Source organism: Actinoplanes subtropicus (genome assembly GCF_000721705.1).
Classification (GTDB): domain Bacteria; phylum Actinomycetota; class Actinomycetes; order Mycobacteriales; family Micromonosporaceae; genus Actinoplanes; species Actinoplanes subtropicus.
On record NZ_JOJL01000025.1, the window covers coordinates 71030 to 95037 of the forward strand.

Below are 24008 nucleotides of genomic sequence, written 5' to 3' on the forward strand. Positions count from 1 at the left end.
GTGGGTCTCAACATCCCCACTGACCCGAACTGGCAGTGGGCGTACGACGCGATCCTCTACACCTCGGGCGAGCAGTGGCCACAGGCCAATGAGGACGATCTGCGCGCGATGGCGCAGGAGCTGCTCAATTTCGGCGCGTCGATGCAGGGCGCCGCGGCCGGGGTGAACCAGCTCGGCCAGCGGGCCCGCAGCTTCTGGCACGGCGACGCGTCGAACAGCTTCCAGCAGAACGCCAACAAGCTGATGAACGACGTCCCCGACGCCGTTCAGCTGACCCAGCAGCTCAGCCAGACCGCGCTGAACTTCGCCCTCGACACCGAACAGACCAAGTACACGATCATCATCGCGATGATCAACCAGGTCATCGACATCTTCATGGCCATCGCCTCCGGCTTCCCGGAACTCGTCCCGGGCGAGATCGAGATCGGCGGTGCGATCGTCCGGGCGCTGCTCAAGGCGTTCCAGGCGCGCCGGCTCGCGGAAGCGGCCGAGCTGGGCGCCGGCGCGGCCCGGGCCGCCGTCAAGGGCGCCGAGGAGGTGGCCGCGCATGCCCCGCAGGAGCTGAACTGGGCGGGGCACATCGCGGCCGAGGCCATCGACGAGGCGATCGAGGAGGGCACGGAGAACCTGGAGGCGCAGTCCATCCAGTTCGCCCAGGGCAACCGGCACAACCTGGACGGCCAGGCCATCGGCATGGACATGGTGATGGGCGGCGCCGTCGGGGTGAACGGCGGCCTGCTGAAGAAGGGCGTCGGCAAGGTAGCCCCCGGCTTCGGCCACACCGCGATCGGCCACGGCGCCCTGGACGCCTTCTCCGAGATGCCGGTCGAGGCGATCGCGTCGGCCGCCATGGGCCAGAGCTCGAACCCGCTGGCCACGTTCTCCTCGGGCATGCTCGGCGGCGCGGGCGGCAAAATCGCCCACGACATCGGCCAGTCGATCGGCGGCGGGCACACCCCACCCCACGCACCCAACGCCCCGAGCTCCTCCGGCGCCGACTTCAACCCCCATTCCATCAACATCAACCCCATTGGGGGTACGGGCGAAAGCGCCCCCGCCGGCACCCCACCCCCCACAGAGGGCGGCCCGGCCGCTGCCGCCTCCGGCGCCACGGGCTCCTCCGCGACCGGCCCATCCGCGCTGAACTCCGGCGCCGCCGATCCGTCCGCGCTCGGCCCCGGCGCCACCGGCCCATCTGCGCCCAGCTCCGGCACCACCAGCCCATCTGCCCTCAACTCCGGCGCCACCGGCCCGGCCACAGTCTCGGGTGGTAGCTCGTCGGGAGTCGGCAACTCGTCGTCCTCCTCGGGGTCGTCGAGCGCGTCGTCGTTCTACAGCAACCCGAGCGCGGCCGCCAGCTCGTCCAGCGTGGGCTCGAGCACCGGCGCGTCCTCCATCCTCAGCAACCCGAGCGCCGCCTCCAGCACCTCCAGCCTCGGCTCGGTCACCACCACCCCGACCGGCACCGGCGCCACCTCCGAAACCGGCGCCACCCCGGGAGCCGACACCGCCAAGGGCTTCACTCCGCCAAGCAGCACCCCCATCAGCACACCGGCAAACACCGGCAACGCATCCCCGACCGGCACCAACGCCCCCGCGCCGACCGGAACCGGCACACCGACCGCGACCGCCACGCAGGCAAGCACGCCGACGTCAACGGGCACAACGACCGCGCCGCCGCCCACTGCCAGCACGTCCACCGAGACGGCGGCCCCGCCAGCCGCGACGGGCACGTCCACCGGACCACCGACGTCGACGAGCACGGGCACAACGACCACCGCGACGCCACCACCGCCGACCACAACCACCACGGCACCGCCGACAACGACGGCCATGCCCACCACGACGACCGCCACGCCGACCACGACGACGGCCACGCCCACCACGACGACCGCCACACCCCAGCCAACGCCGACTACGCCCCAGCCCACGGCAGCCATGCCCGAGCCAACGGCAGCCAGCCCCTCGGCCGCCAACGCCACGCCGCCGCCGGCCACCGCCGGCACCAACACGGCCACCCCATCTCCGGCGAACGCCACGACCACCACCACCACCGCGACCCCGTCGCCGGTGAGCGCCGCGCCGCCAAGCGCGAGCACGACGACACCCCCGGCAAGCGCGAGCACGACCCCCACGGCGACGCCCCCGGCAAGCGCGAGCTCAACCCCCACGACGACAACACCGGCAAGCGCGAGCTCAACCCCCACGACGACAACACCGGCAAGCGCGAGCTCAACCCCCACGACGACAACACCGGCTAGCGCAAGCGCATCCCCCACGACGACGAATCCGAGCACGGCCTCCACGACGCCGTCGAATCCGGCGCCGGTCGGCAGCACGACGAACGCCGCGACCGCCACCCCGGTGAGCACAGAAACCAGCGCCCCGACGGAATCGGCGACTTCCCCGGCGACCGGCTCGATCAGCACCGAGACGAACGCGTCGTCGTCCTCTGTGGACCCGCCGAAGAGCGGGCACCAGGCCGTACCGCAGGACAATCCGCCGCCGCGGCAGCACGACCACAAACCTGACGCAGCACCCGCCATCGCGCCCCCGGCCGACACCACCCCGGAGCGGTCCGGCGGCCCGCTCGGCCACACCGTCCCGGCCGGCTACGTGATGCTCGGCCCGGGCGACGCCGCCAACCACGCCGTGGCCGCCAAGTACCCGCCGACCGAGAACCGCTACGTCGTCTTCGCGCACGGCCACGACGGCAAGCTGACCGTCGGCGACCGCGACGTCGCCCCCCAGGAACTCGCCGACATCATCACGGCCGACGAGCGGTACGACGGTCAGCCGATCACCCTGATCGCCTGCGGCACCGGCTCCGACCTCAACGGTTTCGCCAACCAGCTCGCCCAGGCCATGCCGCCCGGCACCGTCGTCACCGCACCTACCGGCACCGCCTGGACCACCCCGGACGGGCAGGCGTTCGTGGCCGGCACCACGTTCGGCCCCGACGGCCGCCCGCAGCCGGCCCCGCCCACCCCGGCCGACGGCTGGAAGAGTTTCGTCAGCGGCGAGCCGGCCGTCACCACGCACGGCTCCGACCTGCCGCACGCGCCGGCCCGCGACGACACCTCGTGGACCCCGAGCCCGGACAACCGCCCGGTCTCCTGGGGGCGGGACGGCCGCCCGTACCAGCAACGCCCGATCACCCAGGTCGAGCCGCAGACCTACCACGATCAGGCCGAACGCTTCGAACAGAACCTCGGGGTCTTCCTCTATCAGCAGCCCCGGGTCCGGCAGGCAGCCGCGGCCGCCGTCGTCCGGCTGCGCGAGGTGCTGACCAACTACGGCACCGGCGGCAACTCGGCGCAGCGCTCGTTCGTGCGCAATGACTCGTCGAGCGCCGGCCAGGTCGGCGACCATCTCAGCGACGCCGAGATCGACCAGTTGCTGAGCGGCGGCAACGTCCGCGAGCTGATGACCGCGTTCTACAACGCCGCCTACTTCAATGCGGATCCGCCCAAGGGCGCCGATGGCCGGCCACTCCACGCCGCGCCGACCACCTTCAAGACGGTCGTCAGCGACGTCCTGCAGAACGGCGACCTCTCCAGCCGGGCCGGCGACCTCGGGCTGAACACCACCTCGTTGCAGGTGATGAAGGACGAGTACGGCTCGATGCGGCGCGCCACCGCCGAGACCGTCGCCGAGCTCAGGCAACGGGGCTACACCTTCGCCAAGGATCCGTTCGCGCTCGGCGTGCTCGCCGCGAATTCGCCGGGGCCGGAATCCGCGTACGCACCAAAGGTTTTGCACGACCTGCACGCCTGGGCCGCGACCAACGCCGAGTTCGCGTTCAGCCAGGCCAGCCGGAGCAACCGGCCGGGCGCCGGCAATCCCGCCTTCTCCAACAACGCGCCGGGCAAGATGACCGCGCGCGGGCTGGACCAGCTGGGCATCGGGTTGAGTCCGCGCGAGTCGGCGTTCGTGCACGGTCCGGGCGCCCGGCCGTTCCAGATCGCGGACGGCGTGGTGCATCCGACGCCCGGCACCACCGGGCGGATCACCAACCCGGCCGAGCAGGGCCCCGAGCTACCGCTGCCGTGGACCGGTGGCCGCGCGTACCACAGCATGAACACCGATTCGGGCTGGCACGCGCGCACCCACGACCAGGCCGGCATGCCGGTGCTGGACGGCATCTCCGGCACCACCGCCCGGATGATGGCCGCCTTCGACTGGCTCAACGTGCCCGGTGTCGCCCGGGAGGACTTCCTGCTCGCGGTCGGCGCGTGGATGCTGACCGGCCAGGACCATTCGCTGTACGAGATCATGCGCGGCGGCGAGATCATGGGGGTGGGCCCGCAGGTCTCCCGGATGACCTCGGCCGAGCAGATGTACCGGTCGCTGACCCAGTTCGGCCTCACCCCGGACCAGATTCGGGACCTGTCGCCGATGACCGGCTTCATCACCGGCGATCCCCGGTTCGCCGGCATGCAGTCGCCGCCGATGCTGCCGCACGAGTCCGCGTACGCGATCGCCGCGATGGGCGGGCTGAACCAGCACGGGCCGAGCCTCGCCGGGGTCAGCCCGGACATCCTGAACCACGCCGCGCAGATCCATCGGGACATCCAGAGCGCCACGCCGTCGGCGAAGGTCCAGGCGTGGTTCGACGCGAACCCGGGCAGCGCGGCCGTGATCCGGAACAACCTCACCTTCGCGCACACGGTCGCCATCGCCAACTATTCGAGCAACAACCACAAGCTCATCAACCTGATGGCGCCGCAGAGCAACCCGGCGAGCAACTCGTTGACCGCCAAGACGTACCAGATGGGCCAGGAGGTCAGGGCCGGCGTCAAGGACATCATCGAGCAGGTGCACAGCTGGCCGACCCACAACTACATCGCCGAGGTGGCGCCGGCCATCAGCGAGGACCGGCAGATCGCGAACCTGACCGGGCAGCTGCGCACCGCGGTCCAGAACGGCGACCAGCCGCAAATCAAGAGCCTGGAGCAGCAGATGTACGCCCGGGGCACCGCCCTGGCGAGCGAGCTCCCGCCGCAGATGCAAGCGCACTTCGACATGGCCGTCGACGCGTTGCAGAAGTTGCCGCCGGCCACCGGGCAGGTCTTCCGCGGCGACTGGTCCGCCTCGTACGGCTCGATGTACGACCGCGGCGGCTACACCTCGTCCGAACTGGCCAGCACCAGCCGCAGCCAGCACATCGCGAGCAACTTCGCCCAGCAGCACGACGGCAAGCCGGGCCGCCGGCCGATCCTGCTCCAGCTCGACCTGGCCGGGCATGCCGCCCGCGACATCGGCCCGCTGTCGGTGAACGACCACGAGCAGGAGGTCATGCTTCTGCCGGGCGCGACCTTCACCACCCACGACGCGGGTCCGGTCGGCCCCCTCCGCACGCTGATCGGCCGGGAGCAGCCGCCGGTCCAGGTCGCCCAGCAGACCGCGACCACCACCGGCCAGCGCGCGGTGACCGACGCCCGCGGGCTGGCCAGGACGTCGCAGACCGCGGCCGCGTCGACCAAGAAGCTCGATCTCCGGTCCCGCAAGGCGGTCACCGCGGCCCGGAACGACCTGACCGACGTCAACAACCGTCCGCCGTACGACCAGACCACCGTGCAGCAAGCCACCGACCAGCTGGCGCCGGCGCAGTCCGCCGTGGACGCCCTGCCGGCCACGCGGAACGCCGCGCGGAACCTCGCCACCGCCGTGCAGAACCGGATCAACCAGGGCGGCGACCCGGCCACCACCCAGCGGCTCACCGACCTGTCGAACCGGGCCACCGTGCTGGTCGACCGCTCGAACCAGCTGGTGCGGAACGGCCGCCAGGACCTGAGCCAAGCCACCCAGGCCGCCACCGACCTGGCGCACCGGGTGCCGGCCTACCAGCAACAAATCACCACCGCCCGGGACAACGCCACCGCCCGGATCGACGCCGGCACCCGGATCCAGCAGGCGGCGACCCAGGCCAAGCAGGCCGCCGCGACCGCGCAGACGGCGGCCGACAACACCGTCGCGACCGCGCAGGGGCCGCTGACCACCACCGCCCTGGCCGACCTGAACACCCAGCAGGGCACGCTCGCCACCGCGGTGCGGGACGCGTTGCACGCGCAGACCCAGGCTCGGAACGCCAACACCCAGCTGCGCGACGCGATGGCGACCACCCCGCCCCCGGCCGATCTGAACACCCACCAGACGCAGGTCGAGGACGCGCTCGGCCAGCACCAGGCGGCGACCGCGGCCGCCACCGGGCGGACCGCCGAGGCGAACGCCCTCCAGCAGCAGATCGACGCCTTGCACGCCGAGCTCAACTCCATCGTGGACCCTCGGCTGGCGGCGCACTTCCAGCCCGTCAACGGCGGCCACACCCTCCTAGGCGCCGGGGACACCGCCAACCGCGAGGTCGCCGACCAGTTCCCGGCGCCCGACGGGCACTACGTCGTCTTCGCCCACGGCACGCCGAACTCGGTCCGGCTGAATGGCCAGGACGTCACGCCGGAGCAGTTGGCCGCGATCGTCCGGGCGGATCCGAGCTACACCCCCGGGCAGCCGATCACGCTGATCGCCTGTGACACCGCGGCCGACCCGGCCGGCGGGTTCGCCCAGCGGTTCGCCCAGGCCATGCCCGCGGGTACGCAGGTCACCGCGCCGACCGGCACCGCTTGGACCACGCCCGACGGGCAGGCCTTCGTGGCCGGCGCAACCTCCTTCGGCGCCGACGGCCGGCCCCAACTGCCCGGGCCGAACGCCGCCACCGACACCTGGAAGACGTTCCTCAGCGGGCAGCCGGCCACGGTCACCACCCACGGATCCGACCTGCCGCACGCAACCGTCCCGCGCGGCGCCGGCCCGGCCCGCGCCGTCGCGTGGGGGCCGGCGGCCCGCCCGTACGATCAACGCCCGATCCACCAGCTCGAACCGCAGACCTACCATCGGCAGGCCGGCCAGTTCGAGGAGAACCTCGGGAACTGGCTCTATCAGCAGCCCCGGGTGCGAGAGGCCGCCGCGGCCACCGTGGCCCGGCTGCGGGACGTGCTCGCCCAGGGCGGCGGTGGCACGCAGTCGCCGCAGCGCTCGTTCGTCCACGACGATCCGGCGACGCCCGGCCAGGTCGGCACCGCGCTGAGCGACGGCCAGATCGACGACCTGCTGTCCGGCGGCAACCTGCGCGAGCTGATGACCGCGTTCCAGAACGCCGCCTTCGGCAATACCGGGCAGGACACGCTGGCCGGGCTGGTCGGCGACCCCGAGTTGGCGGCGCGGCTCGGCCTCAAGACCGAGGGTCTGCCCGCCGATGCGTTCGGTCCCACCGGGGACCGTGCCGTGCAGGCCAGCCAGGGCGCCCGGACCGAGCGGAGCGACCCGGCGGACCCGGCCACGCCCGGCAAGGTGAGCCCCGACGAGCTCGCCGCGCGGGGCCTCGGGCTCAGCCCGCGCGAGTCGGCCTACCACAACGCCGCCGCCCGGCCGGACCAGAAGCTGCCCTGGACCGGCGGCCGCGCGAAGTACGACCTGAACACCGGCGACCGCTGGTTCCAGTCCCGGCACGACCGCTCCGGGATGCCGGTGGTCGCCGGGATCTCGGACACCGCCACCCGGCTGATGACCGCGTTCGACGTGCTCGGCGTGCCCGGCGTGGCCCGCTCCGACTTCCTGCTCGCGGTCGCCGCGCACCAGCTCACCAACCAGGACCATTCTCTGTACGAGGTGCTGCGCGGCGCCGAGGCGGCCGGACCGGGACCGGCCGTCTCCACGATGAGCTCGGCCGACCAGATGTACCAATCGCTGACCACGCTCGGCATCGCCCCCGCCCAGCTGCGGGCCCAGGCCCCGCCGGTCACCTTCTCCGCCGCCGCGCACGCCTCGTCGTCCCGGTTCGCCGACGTCGGCGAGCCGCGGATGCTGCCGCACGAGGCGGCGTACGCGATCACCGCGATGGGCCACTTCGACGCGGGAGCGCCGCAGTTCAGCGGCGTCGAGCGGGAGGTGCTGGTCACCGCGGCCCGGCTGCACAACGAGATCAACAGTCCGGCCCCGCCGCCCGAGATCCAGGACTGGATGGACCAGAACCCGGGCACCGCGACGGCCGCGCGCCGGTTGACGTTCGCGCACCTGATCGCGTTGGTGAACTACACCAGCAACAACCACAAGCTGATCAACCTGATGGCGCCGCAGGGCAACTACACCGACTTCCCCGGGGTCAAGCAGTTCCTCATGCGGCGCGAGGTGACCGCCGGTGTCGCCAGCGCGATCAAGCAGGTGAAGGACCCGAGCTTCAACGGCGTGATCATCGACGTCCCGCCGGCCATCGAGTCCGATCCCGCGTTCAAGGCGATCACCGACCAGATGTACGACGCGATGCTCGACGACGACCAGCCACTCGTCGCCCGGCTCGAACAGCAGGCGCTGGCCCGCGGCGAACAGCTGGGCCGGGAGCTGCCGGCCCAGATGCAGGCGCACTTCGACATGGCCGTCGAGGCGCTGCAGATCCTGCCGCCGGCCACCGGCCCGGTCTTCCGCGGCGACTGGTCGGCGCCGATCGGCTCGCGGTACGGCACGGGCGGCTACACCTCCAACGAGCTGGCCAGCACCAGCCGCTCCCAGGTCGAGGCGCGCAGCTTCGCCGACCTGTACCGCGGCAAGACGGGGCAGCGTCCGGTGCTGCTGGAGCTGGAGCTGACCGGGCACGCCGGGCGCGACATCACGCCGTTGTCGATGAACCCGTTCGAGCGCGAGGTGCTGCTGCTGCCGGGGGCCACGTTCCGCACCGCGGATCACTCGGCCGGGCAGCCGATCCGGACCATCCGGGGCGAGGAGCAGCCGCCGGCCCGGACCGCGCGGGACACCGCGACGCTGCTGGCGGACCGGGCCGCCGACACCGCGCGGGGCCTCGGCGGCACCGCCGAGTCGGCCGCGGCGACGGCCCAGGATCTCGGCCGGCAGGCGAGCGAGCCGGTCCGGGCGGCCCGGGAGGCGCTGGACGACGCCGCCGCCCGGCCCACCCACGCCGACACCCTGCCCGAGGTGCGGGCCGACCAGGCCCGGGCGCAGGACGCGGCCGGCCGGATGACCGCGGCCCGCGACGAGATCCGCGACCTCGCCGACGACCTGGGCCGCCGGGCGGACCCCGATCCGGCCCTGCGACAGCGGGTCGACCAGCTGCTCCACGATGCCGACGAGCTGACCGGCACCGGGCAGCAGCATCTCGACGCGGCCACCCGAGCGCTGTCCGAATTGGATGACGCCGTCCCCGCCTACCAGGACCAGGTCCGCGCGGTCCAGGCCAACGCCACCGCCAAGCTCGACGCGGCGGCCCGGATCGACGACGCCGCCGCCCGGGCCGGCCAGGCCGCCGCCGACGCGCGCGCCGCCGCGAACGACTCCACCGCGATCCTCGACTATGCCCGGGACCGCGGCGTGCTGGGCGGCGCCGAGATGGCCGGCCTGGCGACGAACGAGGACCGGCTGGCCACCGCCGCCGAGCAGGCGCTGCAGGCCCAGTCGGACGCCCGGCAGGCCGCGGCCGCGTTGCGTACCGCGGTCGCCCAGACCCCCGGGCCGGAGTTGACCGCCCGGCAGTCGGCGGTCGACGACGCCCGGGAGCGCCACGACAACGCGGTGGACGGGGTCACCCAGCGCGCCGCGGCGGTGCAGACCCTCGCCGCCGAAGCCCGCGAGCTGCGCCAGCAACTGGCCGAGCAGGACACCGTGAACGCGTTCCGGCCCGTCCCGGCCGGCCGCACGCTGCTGACCACCGGCCCCGCCGACGCGGCCAACCGGCAGGTCGCGGCGCAGTTCCCGCGAACCGACGGGCGGTACACCGTCTTCGCGCACGGCAACCGGGACACCGTACGGCTGGGTGATCAGGACGTCTCGCCCGAGCAGCTGGCCCGTCTGGTCCAGGACGACCCGAACTACCGGGCCGGGCAGCCGATCACGCTGATCGCCTGCGACACCGCGGCCGACCCGGCCGGCGGCTTCGCCCAGCGGTTCACCCAGGCCATGCCCGCCGGTACGCAGGTCACCGCGCCCACCGGCACCGCTTGGACCACCGCCGACGGGCACGCCTTCGTGGCCGGCGCCGCCACCTTCGGCCCCGACGGGCGGCCGCAACTGCCCGGCGACAGCACCCCGGCCGGCACCTGGAAGACCTTCACCAGCGGGCGGCCGGAGACGGTCACCAGCGCCGGTCCCGACCTGCCGCACGCCCCGGCGCGCACCCCGCGGGCCGGCGCCCACGCCGTCGCCTGGGGGCCGGACGCCCGCCCGTACGATCGCCGCCCGATCCTCAGCGAGCAGGCGCAGGTCTATCACGATCAGGCCGATCGATTCGAGGCAAACCTCGGCAGTTTCCTCTCCGGGCAGCCGCACGTCCAGCAGGCGGCGGCCGGTGCGGTGGCCCGGCTGCGCGAGGTGCTCACCCGGCACGGCACGGGCGACGCCTCGCCGCTGCGCTCGTTCGTCCGCGACGACCCGGCAATGGCCGGGCAGGTCGGCGACACGCTCGCCGACGACGCGATCGACGAGCTGCTGACCTCGGGCAACCTGCGCGAGATGATGACCGCGTTCCACAACGCGGCGTTCGGCAACGCCCAGTCCGTGCCGGGGCCGACCACCTTCCGGTCCATCATGGAGGGCGCCCGGACCGACCCCGGGCTGGCCCAGCGGCTCGGTCTGAACACCGATTCGATGCGGGCCAACGGCCACTGGTTCGCCGGCGCGACGAACGGCGAGGCACGCCGTACGGCCAAAGCGCAGATCTCCCCGGACGGCCCGGGCCGGACGACGCCGGCCGCCCTGGACGACCGGGGCATTTCCCTGAGCGCACGGGAGGAGGCCTACCTGGGCGGGCCCGGCCAGGACGCCACCCTCCCCTGGGTCGGCGGCAAGGCTCGGTACGACCTCGGCGGCGGCTACACCCGCAGCCGGCACGACAACGCGGGCATGCCGGTCGCCGCCGGCCCCTCGGACACGGTCACCAGGATGATGGCCGTCTTCGACTGGCTCAACGTCCCCGGCGTCACCCGTCAGGACTTCCTGCTCGCGGTCACCGCCTGGTCGCTGACCAGCCAGGACCACTCGCTCTACGAGGTGCTGCGGGGCGCCGAGGCGACCGGCGCCGGGCCGGGAGTCGCCGGCCTGACCTCGGCCGAGCAGATGTACCACTCGCTCACCGGCCTCGGGCTCACCCCGGCCGACATCCGCGGGCGCTCGGCCGCAAGCGAGGCGGAGAACGGCGTGCTGCGGCCGGTCGCCTCCCCGGGGATGCTGCCGCACGAGGCCGCCTACGCGGTCGCCGCGCTCGGCGTCACCCGCGACGACGGGCCGTACCTGAGCGGCATCACGGTGGACGAGGTCAACCGCGCCGCGAGGCTGCTGCGGGACATCCGCCACACCCCGCCGGGCAGCCGGATCGAGGCATGGCTGAACCGTCACCCCGGCAGCGCCGCGATGCTGCGCGACCGGCTCACCTTCGCGCACGTGCTGGCGCTGGTGCACTACACCGGCGACGACCACCAGCTGATCAACGTGATGGCGCCGCAGGGACTGCTGCAGGACACGCCGCAGGTCAAGCAGTACCTGATGACCCGCAACGTGCAGAGCGGGATCCAGCGGATGATCACCCGGATCAAGGCGGTGCCGGCCTCGGCCATCGCGCTGAAGGGCGTGCCGCCGTCGATCACCCAGGACCGCACGATGAAGGGCCTGATCGCCGAGCTGCGGGCCGCGGCCCACGGGTCGCCCGGCCGGGTCGCCGAGATCGAGGCCCGGATGGTGGCCCGGGGCAACGAGCTCGGCCGGGAGCTCCCGCCGAAGATGGCCGTCCACTTCGACATGGCGGTGGACGCGCTGCAGAACCTGCCGCCGGCCACCGGCCCGGTCCACCGCGGGGACTGGGCGTCGCCGTTCGGCTCGGTCTATGACCGGGCCACCTACACCTCCCCCACGCTGGGCAGCACGTCGCTCGGGCGGGCGGTGGCGCACGCGTTCGCGCTGACCCACGCCGGCCAGACCGCGACCCGGGCCGTGCTGCTCGACCTGAACCTGACCGGCCACGCCGGCCGGGACACCGGCCCGATCTCGATGCACGACGACGAGGCCGAGGTGCTGCTGTTGCCGGGCGCCACCTTCGGGCTCGCCAAGGCGCCGGACGAGGGCCCGGTCGAGGTGCGTACCGGAACCGAGCGGCCACCCACCGGCCCGGCCCGGCACACCGGCGCGGTGCTCGCCGGCCGCGCCGCCGCCACGGCCGCCGGGCTGACCCGGGCCGCCGACGCGGCCGCCACCACGGCGCTCGACCTGCAGATGGCGGCCACCGGGCCGGCCGAGGCCGCCCGGCGGGCGCTGGCCGAGGCGAACAACCAGCCGTCGTACGCCGACGAGGCGCGGCGTGCCGAGGACGCCCACCTCGCGGCCGAGGCGGCCCGGGACGCCGCCGAGGAGGCCGACCGGTCGGTCAAGGACCTCGCCGCCGCGCTGCGGGACCGGGCCGATCGCGGCTTCGACGCGGTGCCCGGGATGGCCCAGCGGCTGGCCGCCCTGACCGCCCGGGCCGACGCGCTGGCCGGCCGGGCGGACCGGCTCGCGGACGCCGTCCGGCAGGACCTCGAGCGGGCCGTGCGGGCACACGAGCAACTGGCGGCGCACCTCACCGAACTCGACGACCGGGTCGACGCGGTGCGCGGCCCGGCCCGGTCGGTGATCGACCTGGCCGACGACATCGACGCCGCGGCCGCCCGGGCCGTGCAGAGCGCGGTGACCGCCCGCGACGCCCAGGACGCCGTCACCATGATCACCGACCGGGTCGCCGCGGGCGACCCGCTGTCGGCGGCCGACCAGATCGCGCTGTCCGATCAGGAGCGGCAGCTCACCGACGCGGTCGACGACGCGCGCCGCGACCTCACCGACGCCCGGACGGCGAGCCGCGATCTGCACCAGCAGGCCGGCCGGATCACGGCGCTCGACGTCGAGGCGACGAAGACCGCCATCGCCGGCGGCTACCGGCAGCATCTGGCGGCCGCCGAGGCGGCCGCTGCCCGGGACGGCGAGGCGCAGGCCGTACGCGCCGACGCCGCCCAGCTGCGAGCCGAGTTCGACCGGCTCATCGCGGAGTACGACGCGATCGCCGGCAAACCGGTCCCGGCCGGCCGGGTGCTGCTGTCCCCGGCCAGCACCGACGACGCCAACCGGACGGTCGCGGCGAACTTCCCGCCGCCGGCCGGCCAGTACGTCGTCTTCGCCCACGGCACCGGCGACACCCTGCGGGTCGGCGACCAGCAGGTCACGCCGGAGCAACTGGCCGGCATGATCACCCGGGACGGCGGCTGGCAGGGCCGCCCGGTCACGCTGATCGCCTGCGACACCGGCGCCGACCCGGCCACCGGCTTCGCCGCCAAGCTCGCCCAGGCGCTCCCGCCGGGCACCGCGGTCACCGCCCCGGCCGGCACCGCCTGGACCACCCCGGACGGCCAGGCGTTCGTCGCCGGAACCGCGTTCGACGCCGAGGGTCGCCCGTCGCCGGCGGCCGCACAGCCGGGCGACGGCTGGAAGAAGTTCGTCACCCGGGCCGATCCGCAGGGCGAGCCGGTCACCTCGGTCGAGGATCTCGGCTCCGACCTGCCGCAGGCCGCCTCGCGCGGGGACGGCCCGAGCCCGGGCGCGGTCTCCTGGAGCCCGCAGGGCCGCCCGTACGGGTCGCGACCGGTGGTGGCCACCGCCGCGTACCGGGATCAGAGCGAACGTTTCGAACGCAACCTGGGCGCGTATCTCTATCAATTGCCCCAGGTACGCACGGCGGCCGCCCGCGCGGTGGCCCGGATGCGCGAGGTGCTCGCCTCCTACGCCGGGCAGGGGCACTCGGACCGGCCGCTGCGCTCGTTCGTCAAGGACGACCCGTCGAGCGCCGGGCAGGTCGGCGACACGCTCACCGACGCCGAGATCGACGACCTGCTCAGCGGCGGCAACGTCCGTGAGCTGATGACGGCGTTCTACAACGCCGCCTACTACAACCGGGACTCGCCCGAGCCGACGTTCAAGACGGTCCTCAACGACGTGCTGCGGAACGGGAACTTCGCCGAGGCGGAGCGGCTCGGGCTGGACGTCCCGGCGCTGCAGGGCCAGAACGCGTACCTCGGCTCGTGGAGCCGGTGGGCGATGGCGAAGGTGGCCGACGCGACCGGGCAGGGCCACACGTTCGCCGACGACCCGTTCGCCCTCGGCAACCTGGCCGGCGCCGCCACCGGCGGCGCGGCCGCGGCCGCCGCGCTGGCCGCCAGCCAGGCCACCCGCACCGCCCGGCCGGGCGCGGAGTCGCCCACCACCAGCCACGCCGCCCCCGGCAAGATGACCGCGGGCGAGCTGACCCGGATGAACGCCGGGCTCAGCGATCGGGAACGGGCCTACCTGAACGCGGTCCGGCGCCCGTTCCGGTCGGGCGACGGGCCGGTGCACGACGACCCGTCCTCGTCCCAGCTCGCCCGGCCGGACCGTGAGCAAGGGCCGGAGCTGCCGCTGCCCTGGGTCGGCGGCCGGGCCTGGTTCGGCATGTCCGACGCCGAGAGCGGCGGGATGCTGCCGAGCTGGTTCGGTTCGGTGCACGACCAGGCGGGCATGCCGGTCATCGCCGGCGTCTCCGGCACCACCGCCCGGATGATGGCCGCCTTCGACTGGCTGCGGGTGCCCGGCGTCTCCCGCGAGGACTTCCTGCTCGCGATCGCCGCCTGGATGCTGACCGGCCAGGACCACTCGCTCTACGAGATCCTGCGCGGCGGCGAGATCGCCGGGGTCGGGCCGGCCGCGTCCGCGATGACCTCGGCCGAGCAGATGTACCGCTCGCTCACCTCGCTCGGCGTCATGCCCGGGATGATCCGCCGCCAGTCCGGGCTGGCCGGGCTGCCGGGCACCGGCCTGAGCCGGGCACACGAGCCGGCGATGCTGCCGCACGAGGCCGCGTACGCCATCATCGCGGCCGGCGACGAGCACCGGGCGGTCGGCGCCCCGCACTACAGCGGGCTCAGCCAGGACGTGCTGCGGCAGTCGGCCGAGCTGCACGACCGGCTGCACGGCGACGATGCCGAGCTGCGCGCCTGGATCGAGTCGGCCGGCGGCAGCCTGCCCGCGGTGCGCGCCGACCTGACGTACGCGCACCTGCTCGCCCTGCAGATGTACACCGGCGACAACCACCAGCTGATCAACGCGATGGCGCCCCGGATGGCGATCGGTTCCGCCTCCGGCTACGTGCTGACCACCACCGCCGTCCAGCGGGCGATGGAGCGGATCGCCGACCCGGAGGAACGCGACCCGTGGGGCGGCGTCCCCTCGGCCATCGCCGACGACCACCGGCTGACCGAGCTGCGCGACGACCTGATCGACGCGCACCTCGACGACGACCCGGAGGCGGTGGCCCGGCTCACCACCGAGATCCACCTGCGCGGCGCCGAGCTGGCCGGCAAGCTCCCCCGGGAGATGGCCGCCCACTTCGACATGGCGGTCGACGCGATGCAGCAGCTGCCGCCGATCGACGGCGTCACCGTCTACCGCGGCGACTGGGCGCTCAGCCTGGGCGACGGCGTCTCCGGCCTCTCCGGGTACGCCGGCGAGACCATCACGCTCAACGAGCTGGCCAGCACGAGCAAGCTCGAGGACACCGCCAACGGGTTCCTGGCGCCGTACCTGAACACCACCGGCGCCACCCCGGTGATGCTGGAGCTGCGGCTGACCGGGCACGCCGGGCGGGACATCTCGAAGCTGTCGCAGCACCGGGGTGAGAACGAGATCCTGCTGCTGCCCGGCGCGACGTTCCGGGTCACCGGCCGCGAGGTCGCCCCGGACGGCACGATCACCAAGATCTACGCGACCGAGCAGCCGCCGACCGGGGTGGCCGGCGAGACCCCGGGGCTGCGGGTCCAGCAGGCGAAGGTCAACGCGGACGGGCTGGCCACCGCCGCCCGGGCCGCCGCCGAGTCGGTCGGCCACCTCACCGCCGAGGTCCGGCAGCAGCAGCGGGAGGCGCGCCGGCTGGCGGCCGAGGCGGCCGAGCTGGCCCGCTTCACCGCGCAGTCCGACGCGGACACCGACGCCCAGCTCGAGGCGGCCGACGGCGCCCACACCGAGCTGGCCGAGGTGCGCGACCAGCTGCGCTCGGCGGCCGACGCGATCGCCGCGGCCCGGGACGAGATCACCGACCCGCAGCTGCGCGGCGCGCTGGACCGGCTGGGCGAGCAGGCCGCCCGCGTGCTGCGGGACGCCGAGCGGTCGGTGAGCACGGCCGAGCGTACGTACGACGACGTCGCCGACTTCGCCGGCCAGGTGCGCGAGAAGATCCGGGCGATCGACCGGGCCAACATCGCCGAGGACGACCTGCCGGAGGTCGAGCAGGCGGTCCGCGACCACGAGCGGCGCATCGGGCCGGCGGTCATGGCGGCCGAACGGGCCGACTCGGCCGCCGCCGACACTGCCGCGGCGCTGGAGAGCTTCGCCGGGCCGGGCGCGCCGCTGCCGGCCGCGACGATGACCCGGCTGGCCACCAACGAACGGCGGATCACCGACGAGCTCGGCACGGTAGCGCGGATCCGGGACGAGGCCCACGAGGCGGTCGCCGAGCTGCGCGCCACGGTGAACCGGATGCGCCACGACAGCACCGAGGCCCGGCAGGACATCCGGATCGCGCTGAACCTGATGCGCTCGGTCAACGAGTCGACCGCGACCGCGCTCGACGGCGATGCGGCTCGGCTGGGCGGGCTGGCCACCCGGATCGAAAGCCAGCTCCAGCAGATCCGCGACCGGCAAGCGGCGAAGAAACCGGCGTACAGCATCTGGAGCAACGGCAGCGCGGGATCCTCGTCCCGCGCGCCGCGTTCGTTTCAGGGCCGGCCGGTGCCGGGCGGCCTGAGCCTGCTCGGCGCCCAGGACACGGCCAACCAGGCCACCATGGCCACGCTCACCGCGGGCGGCGGCAAGGGCCGGGCGGTCTACCGGGTCTTCGCGCACGGCACCACCGACTCGATGCGCAGCGACCGGGGTGAGGTCACGCCCGAGCACCTGGCCGCGATGATCCAGGCCGATCCGGCGTACGCGGGCGAGCCGATCGTGCTGATGGCGTGCGAGACCGGCTCCGATGTGGACAACGGGTTCGCGGCCCGGCTGGCCCGGTTGCTGCCCGGCACGACGGTGACCGCGCCCAGCGGCACGCTGTGGGCCGGGCCGTCGGGGCACGCGTTCGTGGCGGGCAGCGGGTTCGCCGCGAACGGGCGGCCGCAGGTGGCACCGCCGGCCCGGAACCCGGGCGACCGCTGGCGTGACTTCCGTTTCACGCCCGGACGGGGCCTGACGGTGACCGACGCCGGGCGCGGGCTGACCCCGTCCGGCCGGCCGCAAGGCGTTGCCCGGACAGCGCCGCCGCCAACCAGCGGCACCAACCTGCCGACGATCAGCGAGGAGGGGCCGCCACCCCCGCCGCCGGTGCGCCGCAAGCCCGTACCCGGTGCACCGACGCCCCAGCAGCTCGGGCTCTACCAGACCAACCCCGAGCTGCTGTACGAGGTGGACCACGCCTACCACCAGCAGAACCTGATCGACCAGGTCCGCGGCGCCGCGGTCGCCCAGGTGCGGGCGCGGATCGGCGGCACCCGGGCGCGCTTCACCCCGGGCGGCCGCGGCAACATCCGGGTCGACACCTCGGTGATCGAGGACGCGCTGCGCGACGACCTCCAGTCGTTCTTCGGCACCGGCGGCCGGACCTTCGAGGTGCCGGCCACCCGCTACGGCACCACGACCTGGCACAGCGTCACCGTGACGCCGAGCCGGCCGGCGCCCGGCCGGGACGGGAGCGTCCCCGGCGAGCGGTGGATCGGCCAGGACGGCGACAAGGCCAAGTACGACACCCGGACGGACTCCTCGACCACCGTCCGCAGCAGCGAGGGCACCGGGAACAGCGTCGCGGTCGGCATCGGCGGCAGCGGCGGCACCCGGGTCGGCCCGGGCGGCGGCGGCTCGGCCGAGGTCTCGCTGGCCCGCGCCTCCGGCGGCGTCGAGCAGGGCACCACCACGTTCGACTCGCACAACGTACGCAGCGGCGCGGCCTCGCACATCGTCCGCTCGCCGGTGACGTTCGACGTGGTGGCGCACCGCCCGGGCACCCCGCGGCCGCGGAACGCCACCTCGGCCGCGGTCCGCGCGGACATCGGCTTCCGGGTCGTCTCGGACATCGCGAGCGCCACCCCGAGCACGCTGCCCGGGCGCGACACCGGCGAGTTCGACGTCGCGCTGCTGGCCGAGAACCTGAACGCGGTCCGGATCGAGAACGCCACACTGGGCGGCGCGCAACCGCAGGCCTGGAACGACGTGGCTCAGCAGATCCTCGGCCGGCTCAAGGACACCGGCGTGGCGGTGCCCGGCAGCCCGTCCTCGACCCAGCTCCGCGACCTGTTCGGCGAGGCGTCGATGCTCGGCCTGCTCGCCCCCGCGCTGGAGAGCACCGCGCACTCGCCGCTGGTGGTCAGCCCCTCCCGGCGGCAGGCGCTCGGCCTGGACGTGTCGGCCCGGGTCACCGCGATCGAGCCGATCGCCGACATCGCGAAGTCGTCGTTCCGCTGGCAGCCCGGCACGACCGAGACCAGCCGCGCGCAGCAGGACAGCTCGGTCGGCGGCGGGGTCAGCGTCACCCCGATCCGCTGGGGCTTCGGGCTGGCCTTCATCCAGGCCCGGTTCTCCGCGGCGTTCCGGCGCAGCACCACCTCGACCAGCCAGCAGAGCTCGACCACCCGGCTGGGCACCGAGCACAAGGACGTCCCCAACGGCCTGGCCCGGGTCACCGTCAGCGTACGGATCGATCCCGCACTGCGGCTCAACGCGCTGCGGCATCCGATGGGCCGGACCAGCGAGCCGATCTTCGTCGAGATGACCGTGCTGGCCCGGCTGCCGCAGACCAAGCTGGCCCAGGTGCTGGCGCCGCCCTCGGGCAGCGGCCGCCCGGCCGCACCGGTCGGCACCGGCACCCCGGCGCCCCCGTTCATCGCCTACGGCGGACGCACCGTCCCGCTCGGCATGAGCCGGTTCGCCGAACTTCCCCGCCGGACGACCGCGCTGGTGCGGGACCTCGGCGGCGGCTTCCTGCCCAAGGGGCGCGAGGGAGCCGGGCGGACCGGGCGGATGTGGCAGTCCAGGTCGGCCGTCGAGCGCGACCACAACCAGGCCGAACTGGACCGGGTGCTGTCGGTCGGCGCGCTGCGGCAGAACTACCACGCCATGCTCAACGGCGGCACCACCGCGGTGCTCAAGCGCGGCGGCGCGCGCGGCGACCGGTACGTGGTCGTGCACGTCACCGCGGCCCACGACCCGGCCAACCTGCCGGTGCACACCGGTCAGGAGAACAAGGTGGCCGCCCGGACCTTCCAGGGCAGCGCGACGCAGGACGGCTCGGCCGCCCGGGCCCAGTGGCGCGGCACGGCCGGCATCGAGACCGGCGTCATCAACAGCCTGCCGGCCAGCAACGTGAAGACCAGCATCACGCCGAGCGCCGGCCTCGAAGGCCAGTTCCGGCTGGAGCGGCAGGGCGGCGTCGACGTCAGCGGCCAGCACACGGCGCTGCACGGGGGCACGGCCGATTCCCAGCGCTACGAGGGACCGCTGCAGATCAAGGTCGAGATCTACTCGTACGAGGTCGGCACCGGCCGGAACAGCCGCTCCCGGATCGGCCTGGGCCAGCGGGCCAAACAGGCCGGCCGGACCGCATCCGCCGGCGGCTTCGCCCGCGTCCCGGGCGCGCAGACGGTCGACGGGCGGCCGCTCGACCGGTACGAGACGACCGTGACCAAGCCGGTCAGCCTGCTCTACTCGGGCAGCGCCGTGCCCGCCTCGGCGACGGCCGCCCTGGACCCGGCGCTGGTCGACACCAACGAGTCGTTCGGCAAGGACCTGACCGGCGTCACCGCCATGCGGCAGTACGTCGACACCCGGCCGCCCACCGACCCGGGCCAGGCTGTCACGGTCGACCAGTGGGACTCGGTCGAGTCGATGCCGGGCGCCGCCACGATCATGCGGATGGCCCGCCAGGTGGCCACCGACACCCAGGCGTACCGGGACGGCACCTCCTCCCGCCGCACCCTGGGTGGGCTGCGCGGCGAGTCGGCGCTGCAGCCCGGCATGCCGCTGTGGGCGCGGATCGGCAACCGGTTCTCGGCCGGCCGGCAGAGCACCGCGCTGACCGCGATGACCGAACGGCAGTGGACTCTCGACCCGCTGACCACCTCGGCCGGCGGCGGCGAGCTGACCATGGCGGTGGCCGCCCGGATCACCAACCCGCGGCTGGTCGACGCCCGCGCCGAGATCGCCACCGAGCACGCGCCCGGCGGCGGCACCTCGGTCTGGAGCAACCGGACCCGCGAATGGACCGCCCAGGTGCGGGCCACCGTCGCGCTCGGCCTGCGCAAGACCCGGCCGGACGGCAAGGTGGCCGGCGCCGGCGGCGCGAGCGCCGGGTACGTCCGCGTGCTGCGGTCGGTGCTGACCGGGAAACGCAGTAAGGTCTCCGGCTTCGTCGAGCGCAACAGCAACAACCGCAAGGGCAAGAACCGGTCGTACCTGGTGGTCGCCGACATGCGGGTGAACGTGGCGGCGCAGGTCGGCAACGAGCCGTCGCTCCCCAAGTCGATCGTGCCGAGCCTGCTGCGGCCCTCGTCCTGGCAGCGGAACAAGTCGGCCCAGCGCGGCGGCCTGATCCGCAACGCAGTCTACCTGCGGGTCAGCGAGGAGCAGGCGATCCGGATGGGCGTGCTGCCCGACCCGGCGGCCGGCGGGCGCCCGGTGGCGGCCGCGACCGCCCAGGCGGTCCGGGCGCAGGGGGTGACCACGCCGCCGGGCCGCTCCCCCGGCCAGGGCCTGCAACTGCTGCGGGACGTGCCGTCGCTGATCGACCCGGCGATCACCGCACTGCGGAACGCCGTGACCAACTCGCCCGAGCAGCGCAGACTGCTGGAGCCGGTGCTGAACGCGCTGACCGGCACCGGGCTGCCCGACCCGATGCTGAACCGCCGGCGCCTGGAGAACATGCTGTCCCGCGACGGCGTCCAGCGCTCGTGGGGCTCGCTCTTCGACGGCGGGGTCTCCCTCATCCACACCGAGACCGACCTGGTCAGCCAGCGGCTCTACGACGTGCGGCTGGAGGCGGTGCTGCCCAACCCGGCCACGGTCGACGAGTTCGTAGCCGACCACGAGGACATCGACCTGCGTACGATCGGCGCGACCAGCGTGACCGACACGGTGCGGACCGGCCAGGGTGGACAGTTCGGCCGCGACGTGGCCGGGTCGGCGGTGGCCCGCCCGGACGCCGAACGGGTCACCACCGGCGGGAACCACGGCCGGTCGTACACCAGCCAGAAGAGCACGACGACGAGCACGGAGACCGAGCACCGGACCGTGGACATCGCCTCCGGGCGCGGCGTGAAGGCCCGGATGACGCTGCAACCCCAGTTCCAGATCCGCGTCTACCACCGGGGCCAGGCGGTACCGGGCGGCACGGTCACCTTCACCGCCCCGGTCACCCTCGACCGCTGGGCCGGCGACCTGCGGCCGGGCACCACCCGCGAGCCGGCGTTGCTGACCGGGCCGGGCGCGTACCGGCCGACCGCCACGCCGGGGCCGGAGCCGGGCTGGCAGAGCGTCGACGGGCTGCTGATCCCGCCGCGCTTCACCGCGGAGGGTCTGTCCGGGGCAAAGGACCTGCAGGCGGCGGTGAGCGGGCTGCTGGGCACGGCGGCCAAGCGGCTGGCCACGGCCGGCCATCCGGCGGCCAACCAGATCCGTACCGGCCTCGCCCCGGAGCTGCTGCAGTCGCACACCGGGACGCTGCTGGCGCCGTCCGGCCTGAAGTTGCCGCCGGTGCCGGCCGCGGACGCGCTTCTGCACCAGGCGGAGCTGACCGTCCACTTGCGACCGCTGGCGGCGCGGCTGGCCGGGATCGACTCGAAGGTCTTCCGCGAGCACAGCGAGCAGACGGTGCACAGCTCGGGCACGGTGTTGTCGAGCGAGAAGTGGTCGTCCAGCGCGCCGCGGGTGCAGCTCGGCCAGGGCTACGTCGGCGAGCCGGCGCAGACGCTCGACTCCTCCGGCGGCGGCCCGAACACCGCGGACAGCTCGTCGCAGGGCCGGACCGGCCAGGCCGGGGCGGTCGAGTCGGCGATCGCCAAGCCGGAGAGCGCGTCGGCGCTGGTCGAGTTCGTCGTCCGGCCCGAGGTGGTGGCGAAGCTGTCGAGCGCCTTCGGGGACCAGAAGCCGATCACGACGGTCGACGACGGCACGACGGTGACCGTCCAGGTGCGGATGAGCCTGGCCGACGCGCGGCGGGTGCTCGGCGTGGACAGCGGCGCGCCGGCCGCAGCCCGGACCGCGTTCGACGCGATCGTGCAGGGCGAGAAGAACCTGGACACCGCGGCGACCGCGTTCACCGACGCGGCCGAGGCGGTCGCGGCGCATCGCTACGGCAACCCGCCCGGTACGCCGGTGCCGCAGCAACTGCTCGACGCCGAGGACCAGGCCGAGGCGGCCTGGTGGGCCCTGGCATCCGGGCACTACCAGGCCCTGGACGACTTCCAGGCGCAGTGGGTCGCGGTCGGCACGACGCCGAACCTGTACCGCTACAACCCGCTCCCGGTGCCTCCGCCGCCAGTGGTGCCGCAGCCGCCGCCTCCGCCGGTGGTGCGACCGCCGATCCGCCGCAAGCCGGTGCCGCAGCCGGCGCCGGTCGTGGCGCGGCCGCCGATCCGGCGCAAGCCACTGCCGGTCCCGCCCACCCCGGTCACCACCATGGTCCAGCGCGTGCCGGCGACCGAGATCCGCCGCAAGCCGGTGCCGCAGCCGGCGCCGGTCGTGGTGCGGCCGCCGATCCGGCGCAAGCCGGTGCCGCAGCGGCCGCTGCCCGACCCGCCGTACCTGCTGCCGCCGCTCGACCTGGACGGCCCCACGCTCGACGTCCCCTGGTAGCCCGGCCGGTACCCTTCAACCCGCCCGTACCCGAAAGTGAGTGATGATGACCGCACCCTCGCCCGCCGCCCGGCTGCACGAGCTGCTGCTGGCCGCCGCCGCGCAGAGCCCGGCCGCGGTGGTCGCCGAGGCCCGCGCCGCCCTGGCCGCGGGCGAGCTCGTCCCGGCCGCCACCGCGGTGCTGGCCGAGGCGCGGGCCGGGCGGCTCGCCGTCACCGCGGCCGACCAGCGGCTGCTGGGCGAGCTCCTGCCGGGCAACGCCGCGGTCGGTCGCCTGCGGCCCGGCCCGGCCACCGCCGAGCCGATCGCGTACGACTTCCTGCCGCTGCTGCCGGCCGGCGTCGACGAGGCGCCGCCGATGCTGCTCGACCTGACCGGCGACGCCCTGCCCGCGGTCGACGAGGTCGACGTCGCCGCGCTGACCGCGATCGAGGAGCTGCCCGGCGCCCGCGCGCTGTGGCGGGTGTGGCGCTTCGGTGGCGACCAGCCACCGGCCCGGCTCTTCATCGCCGAGGTCGAGGGCGACGACCTGCCGGCGGCGGCCGAGCGGCTGCGGCTGGCGCTGGTCGCCGCGGGCGAGGAGCACCCGCTGGTCGAGGTCTACGGCCCCGGCACTCCGCTGCCCGACCACCAGCGCGCCGCCCGCGGCCGGGGCGCCCTGCTGTGGTCGGCCGAGCCCGCCGAGCCGGTGGTCGTGGCCCGGGTCTTCGACCGGGTCGATCCCCAGCTGGGCCCGCTCTTCGAGCCCGAGCACCCGACGCTGAGCGCCGCCGACCAGCCCCGCCGCCTGCTCGACTATCTGAACGGCGGCACCGTCCTGCTGGCCACCACCGAGCGGATGGCCGACGTGCTCGACCCGAGCCTGGGCCTGGCGGTGCCGATGAGCTACCGCACCGACGGCACCTGGATCTGGACCGACACGGTCACGTATTACCTGGTCACCTACGGGCTGAGCCCGGACGCCGAGCTGGTCGACCACATCCGGGCGCGCGACCACGTGCTGCCCGAGGTCAGCGCGGCGGCCGCGCACCGCGCCCTGGCCGCGCTGATCGGCCCGCCCGCGTCCTGAC

At 74.3% G+C, this 24008-nt stretch carries 2 protein-coding genes; both read left to right on the top strand.

The genetic code is table 11. The annotated features are described in order from the left end of the window. Positions 1-22938, top strand: a complete 22938-nt coding sequence (locus IH26_RS0132135) for a WXG100-like domain-containing protein (RefSeq protein WP_157437498.1) — start codon at positions 1-3, stop codon at positions 22936-22938. A gap of 46 nt (positions 22939-22984) precedes the next feature. Continuing rightward, positions 22985-24007 (top strand): hypothetical protein, encoded by a 1023-nt coding sequence (locus tag IH26_RS0132140; protein ID WP_051808899.1) that lies wholly within the window; start codon positions 22985-22987, stop codon positions 24005-24007. Position 24008: the final 1 nt, after the last annotated feature.